Below are 8,454 nucleotides of genomic sequence, written 5' to 3'. Positions count from 1 at the left end.
GCCGCTCCCACGCCAGCCGCAGCTCGAACGCCTCGTGCTCGCGCCCCGGCCCGCCCAGCCCACGCAGCCGCGCGAACTCACCGGTCAGGTTGTCCGCCAGCCAGTCCGCGACCTCACGGCGGAACCGCGTCAGCTCCAACGCACGCCTCCTTGCTGCCAGGCCTCCGGGCCACCTAGGGTAATGAGAACACGTTCTAGTTTCTCGGTCCAGGGGAGGGTGCGGTGGGACAGACCACGATCCCGGCCGTCGTCCGCGATGCCGCCGCGAAGTTCGGCACGTCCGAGGCGCTGGTCGACGGCGGCGTGCGGCTGGATTTCGGGCAGCTTCTGGAACGTGTTCAGACCGTGGCCCGGGCGTTCCTGGCCCGCGGGATCGGACCCGGTGACCGGGTCGCGATCAACCTCCCGAACACCCACCACTGGGTGCTGTCGGCGCTGGGCGCGCTGTACGCGGGCGCGGTGCTGGTGCCGGTCAACACCCGGTTCACCGCCGCCGAGACCGTGGACCTGCTGGCCCGCAGCCGGGCCAAGGCGCTGGTCGTCGCGGCCGACTTCCTCGGCGCCGACCGGCACGCCGCGATCCGGGCGACCGGCGCCGCCCTGCCGGACCTCGGCACCGTCGTCCGCGTCCCGCTCGAACAACCGCACCGCCCGGTCGAAGGCACCCTCGGCTGGGACGAGTTCCTCGCGCTCGCCGAGCAGGTGCCCGTAGCCGACGCCGAAGTCCGCGCGGACGCCGTCCGGCCGGACGACGTCAGCGACATCCTGTTCACCTCCGGCACCACCGGGCGCTCGAAGGGTGTGCTGTCCGCGCACCGGCAGGTGGTCGACGTGGCCGCCGCGTGGGCGGAGTGCGGCCGCGTCACCGCCGACGACCGGTACCTGGTGATCAACCCGTTCTTCCACAGTTTCGGCTACAAGGCCGGGATCGTGGTGTGCCTGCTGACCGGGGCCACGATCGTGCCCCAGGCGGTCTTCGACGTGCGGACCACGCTCGGGGTGATCGAACGCGAGCGGATCTCCGTGCTGCCCGGCGCGCCGACGATCTTCCAGTCACTGCTCCAGGAGCCCGACCGCGGTGACACCTCGTCGCTGCGGCTCGCCGTCACCGGCGCGGCGACCGTGCCCGCGTCGCTGGTCCGTCGGATGCGCGCCGAGCTGGGGTTCGAGACCGTGCTGACCGCCTACGGGCTCACCGAGGCGGTGGTGGTGACCATGTGCCGGCCCGGCGACGACGCCGAGCTGGTCGCGAGCACGTCCGGGCGCGCGACCGCCGGGTTCGAGGTGGCGATCCGCGGCGCGGAGGTCGTCGTCCGCGGGCCCAACGTCATGCTCGGCTACCTGGACGACCCCGAGGCGACCGCGCAGGCGATCGACGAGCAGGGCTGGCTGCGCACCGGCGACGTCGGCGTGCTCGACGACGGCGGCAACCTGACCATCACCGGCCGGCTCAAGGACATGTACATCTGCGGCGGGTTCAACGTCTACCCGGCCGAGGTCGAGCACGCCCTCACCGAGCTGGCCGGCGTGCGCGACGTCGCCGTGGTCGGGGCGCCGGACGAGCGCCTGGGCGAGGTCGGCAAGGCGTTCGTCGTCGGCGACGGGCTGACCGCCGAGCAGGTGATCGGGTTCTGCCGGGAGCGGCTGGCCAACTACAAGGTCCCGCGGCTCGTCGAGTTCGTCGGCGAGCTGCCCCGCAACGCTTCCGGCAAGGTGCTGAAGCGGCAGCTGAGGTGAGGAGCAGGCATGAGTGAACCGGTGGTCCGCTACGAGCGCCGGGGCGCGGTGGCGCTGGTGACGATGAACCGCCCCGAGTACCGCAACGCGCAGAACTCGGCGGTGACCTACGCGCTGGACGACGCGTTCACCCGGGCGGTGAACGACGCCGAGGTGAAGGTGATCGTGCTGGCCGGGGAGGGCAAGCACTTCTCCGCGGGCCACGACATCGGCACGCCCGGCCGGGACGTGGACCAGTCGTTCGAGCGGCGCGCGGTGATGTGGTGGGACCACACCACAAGGGAGGGCGGGGATCAGCGGTTCGCCCGGGAGTCCGAGGTGTACCTGGGGATGTGCCGCCGCTGGCGGGAGATCCCGAAACCGATGATCGCTTCGGTGCAGGGGGCGTGCATCGCGGGCGGGCTGATGCTGGCCTGGATCTGCGACCTGATCGTGGCCTCCGACGACGCGTTCTTCGCCGATCCCGTGGTGCGCATGGGCATTCCGGGGGTGGAGTACTTCGCGCACCCGTGGGTGCTGGGGCCGCGGGCGGCGAAGGAGGTGCTGTTCACCGGGGAGCGGTTCAGCGTGCAGCAGGCGAGGGAATGGGGAATGGTCAACCGGGTCGTGCCGCGGACGGAGCTGGCGCAGCGCACTCTGGAGCTGGCGGACAAGATCGCGGAGATGCCGCAGTTCGGTCTGGCGCTGGCGAAGAAGGCGGTCAACCAGGCCGAGGACCTGATGGGGCTGCGGTCCGGAATGGACTCGGTGTTCGGGCTGCACCACTTCGCCCACGCGCACAACGCGGAGACTTCGACGGATTCGCTGGGCGGGCAGGACGCGCGCTCGATGCGGGACGCGAACAAGGGGGCGTGAGTGGACCTGGACATCGATCCCGAGTCGGCGGCGTTCCGCGACGAGGTGCGGGAGTGGCTGGCCGAGCACGTGCCCACGCTCCCGTCCATGGATACCGCGGAAGGCTTCGCGGCGCACCGCGAGTGGGAGGCTCAGCTGGCCGACGCGCGGTTGTCGGTCGTGTCGTGGCCGCGCGAGTATGGCGGCCGGGACGCGTCGCTGTTGCAGTGGGTGTTGTTCGAGGAGGAGTACTACGCCGCGGGCGCACCCGGACGCGTCAGCCAGAACGGGATCTTCATGCTCGGGCCGACGCTGTTCGCGCACGGGACGGCCGAGCAGCGGGACCGGATCCTGCCCGCGATGGCGCGGGGTGAGCAGGTGTGGGCGCAGGCGTGGTCCGAGCCCGAGGCCGGGTCGGACATCGCGGCGTTGCGCAGCAGCGCGGTGCGCACCGACGGCGGCTGGTTGCTGTCCGGGCAGAAAACCTGGAGCTCCCGGGCCGCGTTCGCCGATCGCGCGTTCGGGCTGTTCCGGACCGATCCGGCGGAGCAGCGGCATCGCGGGCTGACGTACTTCATGTTCGACCTGCGCGCCGAGGGCGTGACGGTGCGGCCCATCCCGCAGCTGGACCTGGAGCCGGGGTTCGCCGAAATCTTCCTGGACCGGGTGTTCGTGCCGGATGAGGACGTGATCGGCGAGCCGGGGCAGGGCTGGCGGGTCGCGATGACCACCGCCAACAACGAACGCGGCCTGTCGTTGCGCAGCCCCGGCCGGTTCCTCGCCGCCGCCGGCCGGCTCGTGGATTTGTGGCGTGCGGAGGGGGAACCGGCCGCGGCGCGGGACCGGGTGGCCGACGCCTGGATCGGGGCGCGGGCCTACCAGCTCTACACGTTCGGCACCGTGTCCCGGCTGGCCGAGGGCGGGGAGCTGGGGCCGGAGTCCAGTGTGAACAAGCTGTTCTGGTCGCACCTGGACGTCGCCCTGCACGAGACTGCGCTGGACCTCCTCGGCCCGTACGGTGAGACCGACCCCGCGTGGGTGGACGGCTACCTGTTCTCCCTCGCCGGCCCGATCTACGGCGGCACCGACCAGATCCAGCGCAACACCATCGCCGAACGGCTGCTGAAACTGCCCAGGGAGGCCCGCCGATGAGGTTCGCGTTGTCGGCGGAGCAGCAGGACTTCGCCGCGAGTCTGCACGACTTCCTCACCGGCGCCGACCCGGTGGGCGCGGCCCGGGCGTGGGCGCAGGGACGGCACGAACCCGGGTTCAAGGTGCTGCGTGGCCTGGCCGAACTGGGCGTGCCGGCGCTGCTGATCGACGAAGGCCACGGCGGGCTCGGCGCTTCACCGGTGGACCTGGTGGTGGCCTTCGAGGCCCTGGGCTACCACGCCGTGCCCGGCCCGCTCGTCGAGACGGCCGCTGTCGCGCCCGCCGTCGAGGTGGCCGGGTCGTGGTGGCCCGCCCTGGCGGCGGGGGAGGTCTTCGCCACGGTGCTCGCCCCGCCACACGTGCCGCTGGCGCTCGACGCCGACATCGCCGGCCTGGTGGTGGATCTCGGCGCGGGCACCGCCACACCGGCCGGGCACGGGGAATTCGTGCAGTCGGTGGATCCGGTCCGGCGGTTGTTCCGGCTCGGCACGTCCGCGCCGGCGACCGGCGGCCGGGCCTTCGACCTGGGCGTTCTCGCGGTGGCCGCGCAGCTGCTCGGCGCCGGGCAGTGGCTGCTGGCCGAGGCGGTCGCCTACGCGAAGCAACGCAGCCAGTACGGGCGGCTGATCGGCGAGTACCAGGCGGTCAAGCACCTGCTGGCCGACGTCGCCACCCACCTCGAACTGGCCCGGCCCCTGGTGCACGGCGCCGCGGTGACCCTGAGCCCGCGGGACGTCTCGGCCGCGAAGGTCAAGGCCGGCGGCGCCGCCTACCTGGCCGCCCGCACCGCGTTGCAGGTCCACGGCGCCATCGGCTACACCGCCGAACACGACCTCGGGCTGCGGCTGACCAAGGTGCGTGCCCTGATCGGCGCGTGGGGCGACGGCGGGTTCCACCGCGAGCGGGTGCTGACGCCATGAACCGGGTCGATCCGATGTGGACGGAAGAGGCGCGGGCGCTGCGGGAGTCCGTGCGGACGTTGCTGGCGCGGCGGTCGGGGCCGGCGGCGGTGCGCGCCGCGATGGCGTCCCCGCTCGGGTACGACGACAAGCTGTGGTCGACGTTGTGCGAGCAGATCGGCGTCGCGGCCCTGGCGATCCCCGAGGAGTACGACGGTGCCGGCGCGACGCTCGCCGAGGCGTGCGTGGTGCTGGAGGAGCTGGGGCGCACGCTGACCCCGGCCCCGATGCTCGGCTCGGCGGTGCTGTGCGGGCAGGCGCTGCTGCTGACCGGCGACGACGAGGCGTGCCGGCGGTTGCTGCCCGGCATCGCCGCGGGGAGCAGCGTGGCCGCGCTGGCCTGGTCCGGTGAGGACGGACGGTGGTCCCCGGCGTGCGTCTTCGCGGACGGGCGCGTCGACGGCCGGGCGCACTACGTGCTCGACGGCGACCTCGCGGACGTCCTGCTCGTGGTGGCGCGCACGCCGGAGGGCCCGGGCCTGTTCGAGGTCGCCCCGGCGGACGCCCGCCGGGAGCCCGTGACCACCCTCGACCCGGCGCGGCGGCTGGCGGTCGTCTCGCTTGAGGCCGCCCCGGCGCGACGGCTGGACACCGGTGGATTCGACCTCGGGCGGCTGCGTGCGCTCGCGGTCGTGGCGCTGGCGGCCGAGCAGGTCGGGGCCGCGGCCAGGGCGCTGGAGCTGACCGTCGAGTACACCAAGCAGCGGCGCCAGTTCGGCCGTCCGATCGGGGGTTTCCAGGCGCTCAAGCACCGTATGGCCGACGTGCACGTGCACGTGGAAGCCGCCCGGTCGGCGTTGTACGGCGCCCTGACCGGCGACGACCTGGAGGCGGACGCGGCGACAGCGCGCCTGGTGTGCTCGGAGGCGTTCCAGCACGCCGCCGCCGAGATGATCCAGCTGCACGGCGGAATAGCGATCACCTGGGAACACGACGCGCACCTGTACTTCAAACGCGCGCACGGCAGCGCGCTGCTCTTCGGTTAGGTGACCACGGGCGGCGCCGGTTCGAAGGTCGCCAGCAGTTCCTCCAGCGCGGCTTGGTCCGGGCCGACGAACGGGTCGGCATCCGGAGCCGTGGCGGCCCGGTCGAGGAACTCCGCCGCGCGCCCCGGCGCCGGGGGCAGGTGGGTGCTCAGGATGACCGCCGGGTCGAACTCCCGCAGCGGCGCCATCGTCGCCAGGTACCGGTCCCGGTCGACGTTGTGCACCCACGGGCTGTCCACCGTGGCCCACAGCAGCTGGCCGGCGTGCAGCGCCTCCGCGGGGGCGTTCGCCACGTCGTCGCAGGTGGCGAGTTCCGGGGTGGGCATCGGGGCGCCGAAGCAGTCCGAGCTGACGCACACCCCGTTGCTGTGGTCGAAGAAACCGACCGTCGCCGGGCTGTCGAACAGCGGCGGCCGGAACCCGGTCAGGCGGCGGCCGCCCGCGTCCAGCGACTGGCCGGGGTTGAGCAGGAACACCCGGTCGACCGGCAGCGGCCGCTCGGTCGACATGATGCCCATCGCGAGGTAGGTGGTGACCAAGCGGGCCCGCGGCGCCAGCTCGAGCAGGTCGAACAGCGCGCCGGTGTGGTCCCGGTCCGGGTGGGTCAGCCAGATCCACCGCACGTCCGCGGGATCGATCACCGTCCCCAGGGCGTCCAGGAAGCCGCGGCCGGGCAGGCTCAGCCCGGTGTCGACGACGACCGGTTCGGCGCCGTGCAGGACGAACGCGTTGACCGGGAGGAAGCCGATGCCGGGCACCTCGGCCTGGTCGCTCAGGACGCTCACCTCGCGCCCGATCCGGTTGATCTCCATGGCATCCGCCCTTCTTCCGCTCGTGCCGGACACGGTAGGCCGCGCGAGGCACCCGGCGATAAGGCCGAAATACCCGTTCCGGCAAATCGGGCCGCTCGGTCACCGTCGGTCGCGGGCGAGCCGGGTTATGCTGCGTCTGCTTCGACGGCGCGGCGGGGGAGGCGGTCATCATCGACGAGTTCAGGGCCGATCCGGCGGCCATCACCAAGCTCGCCCGGCTGGCCGGGCGAGCCGGGCACGCCGCTCAGCTGTACGCCGCCGCGGCGACCGGCGGTCCGAACGAACTGGGCGAGGGGCTGCTCGGGAAACTGGCCGCCCCGCTGGACCGGTGGCAGGCGCTCGGGGTCGCCAACGCCGGCCGCGCGGCCGCCCTGGCCCACGCCTACGACGCCACCCTGGTCGCGGCGGCCAAGATGTACGCCTCGACCGACCGCCGGGCGGCCGCGGCCCTCGACCGCACCTACCCGGACGCGCTGTCCGAGCGGATCGACGCCGACGACGTCGCCGCGCCCGAGACCGCGGCCACCTTCACCGACTTCGACGACGCCTCCCGCGACCCCCGCCATCCGGAACTGGAGTACACCGGGCCGGACAACCCGTCCGAGGACGCCTACGGCGGCTGGAACATCGAGCTGCAGAAGATCTCGGACAAGATCTTCGGCGCGGCCTCGGTCAGCGGCTCCGTGCGGGGCCTGCTGGCGAAGCTGATCGGCATCGACCTGCTGACGGTCGTGCAGAAACTGGTCGCCGGCGACTGGGACGCGCTGCTGCGGCAGGGCATGGTGTTCGAGGACACCGGCCTCGCGTTCGGCAAGATCAAGCAGAACATCGACCGCGGCCGCTACGGCATCCAGGAACTGTGGACCGGGCACGCCGGGGAAGCCGCCCGCGCCTGGCTGACCGACTACTCCTACGCCTGCGCCGCGCACGCGCGGTTCTGCACCGAGGCGAGCTGGAAGATCAAGAACTTCGCCCGCGCGGCCTACGACGCCATGCTCGCGCTCGACATCGCGCTGGAAGCGTTGCTCGACTCCGGCCTCGGCGCCGTGCTGAAGATCGGCAGCCGCGCCAAGGCCGTCCTGATGGGAATCATCGGCCTCGCCGACGGCGAGTCCATCCGGCAGGCGATCGCGGGGATCATGACCGACGCGACGGCCCTGGGCACCGCCGTCGACGCGCTCAACGCCCTGGCCCACACCGTCCAGTCGATCGCCGAGATGGTGGCGGGCAACGGCGAGATCGCCGCGCAGGCGTGGCCCGGTGAGCCGTACCGCCACCCGGGGGTGCGATGAACGGTCACCTCTCGCCGTGGCGCACCGAGCAGGGCCGCGCCGCGCTGCGGAACTGGATGACACTGCTCGCCCGGGGCGAGGGGGACATCGCCGACTTCGCCCGCGACGTGGTGGCCGGCCGCGCGCAGCCGCAGGACCTGCTGTACTCCGCCTACCTCGACGAGCGGACAGTCGCCTCCCTGCACCAGGCCGTGGACGACTGGCACGCCCTGCCCGCCGACCAGCAGCAGGCGGCCATCACCGCGGCCGGGGAGACCACGGAAGCGCAGATCGCCGCCCTGGCCGCCGCGGAGGTCACCGAGCCGGCCCGCCGGCCCGCCCCTCCCGCCGACGACCCCGGCGACGGCATCGGGCCGATCCTGCGGCGCTGGTAGCCGCTCCGGCCATCACCGCGGCCGGGGGCCGCGAAAGCGCAGCAGGCCACCGCCCTGGCCGCCGCGGAGGTCACCGAGCCGGCCCGCCGGACCGCCCTTCCCGCCGACGACCGCGACGACCCCGGCGACGGCATCGGGCCGATCCTGCGGCGCTGGTAGCCGCTCCGGCCATCACCGCGGCCAGGGGCCGCGAAAGCGCAGCAGGCCACCGCCCTGGCCGCCGCGGAGGTCACCGAATCGCCGCCAGCCCGCGGTGTCGCTCACCCCCCCGCCGCCGACCGCGACGACCCCGGCGACGGCATCGGGCC

The 8,454-nt window shown here is 73.2% G+C and carries 8 protein-coding genes and 1 pseudogene; 7 read left to right on the top strand and 2 right to left on the bottom strand.

The window, feature by feature from the left end; translation table 11 throughout:
* A pseudogene (locus tag D0D15_RS37455) lies at positions 1-139 on the bottom strand (acyl-CoA dehydrogenase); the annotation flags it as partial.
* An 83-nt stretch (positions 140-222) separates the two neighbouring features.
* Between D0D15_RS37455 and D0D15_RS34740 the strand changes: the two are divergent.
* Genes D0D15_RS34740 through D0D15_RS34720 form a run of 5 tightly spaced genes read left to right on the top strand, consistent with a single transcriptional unit; the run spans position 223 to position 5,668 of the window.
* Entirely contained in the window at positions 223-1,737 is a 1,515-nt protein-coding gene (locus D0D15_RS34740) for a FadD3 family acyl-CoA ligase (RefSeq protein ID WP_115945064.1), read from the top strand.
* Positions 1,738-1,746: 9 nt separating this feature from the next.
* A complete protein-coding gene (locus D0D15_RS34735) occupies positions 1,747-2,592 on the top strand; it encodes an enoyl-CoA hydratase (RefSeq protein WP_094008162.1) in 846 nt (281 codons plus the stop codon).
* Entirely contained in the window at positions 2,593-3,723 is a 1,131-nt protein-coding gene (locus tag D0D15_RS34730) for an acyl-CoA dehydrogenase family protein (RefSeq protein ID WP_094008161.1), read from the top strand.
* Positions 3,720-4,643 carry an acyl-CoA dehydrogenase family protein gene (locus D0D15_RS34725; protein WP_115945063.1) on the top strand — a complete coding sequence of 308 codons (924 nt, stop codon included), beginning with the start codon at positions 3,720-3,722 and terminating at the stop codon, positions 4,641-4,643. Before D0D15_RS34730 ends, D0D15_RS34725 begins: the two co-directional genes overlap by 4 nt.
* Positions 4,640-5,668, top strand: a complete 1,029-nt coding sequence (locus D0D15_RS34720; protein ID WP_233157473.1) for an acyl-CoA dehydrogenase family protein — start codon at positions 4,640-4,642, stop codon at positions 5,666-5,668. Before D0D15_RS34725 ends, D0D15_RS34720 begins: the two co-directional genes overlap by 4 nt.
* Here D0D15_RS34720 and D0D15_RS34715 read toward each other — a convergent pair.
* On the bottom strand, positions 5,665-6,480 hold the full coding sequence (locus D0D15_RS34715) for an MBL fold metallo-hydrolase (RefSeq protein ID WP_094008159.1): 816 nt from the start codon (positions 6,478-6,480) through the stop codon (positions 5,665-5,667). The genes D0D15_RS34720 and D0D15_RS34715 overlap by 4 nt on opposite strands.
* Positions 6,481-6,893: 413 nt before the next feature.
* Between D0D15_RS34715 and D0D15_RS34705 the strand changes: the two genes are divergently transcribed.
* Both D0D15_RS34705 and D0D15_RS34700 read left to right on the top strand, forming a co-directional pair.
* Positions 6,894-7,772, top strand: coding sequence for a hypothetical protein (locus D0D15_RS34705; protein ID WP_094008157.1), 879 nt, complete (start codon positions 6,894-6,896; stop codon positions 7,770-7,772).
* Positions 7,769-8,146 (top strand): hypothetical protein, encoded by a 378-nt coding sequence (locus tag D0D15_RS34700; protein ID WP_094008156.1) that lies wholly within the window; start codon positions 7,769-7,771, stop codon positions 8,144-8,146. Before D0D15_RS34705 ends, D0D15_RS34700 begins: the two co-directional genes overlap by 4 nt.
* The last annotated feature ends 308 nt before the right edge of the window (positions 8,147-8,454 follow it).

This window comes from Amycolatopsis thermalba, from assembly GCF_003385215.1.
GTDB classification, from domain to species: Bacteria; Actinomycetota; Actinomycetes; order Mycobacteriales; family Pseudonocardiaceae; genus Amycolatopsis_E; species Amycolatopsis_E thermalba.
This window is presented reverse-complemented; position numbering and strand designations above follow the sequence as displayed.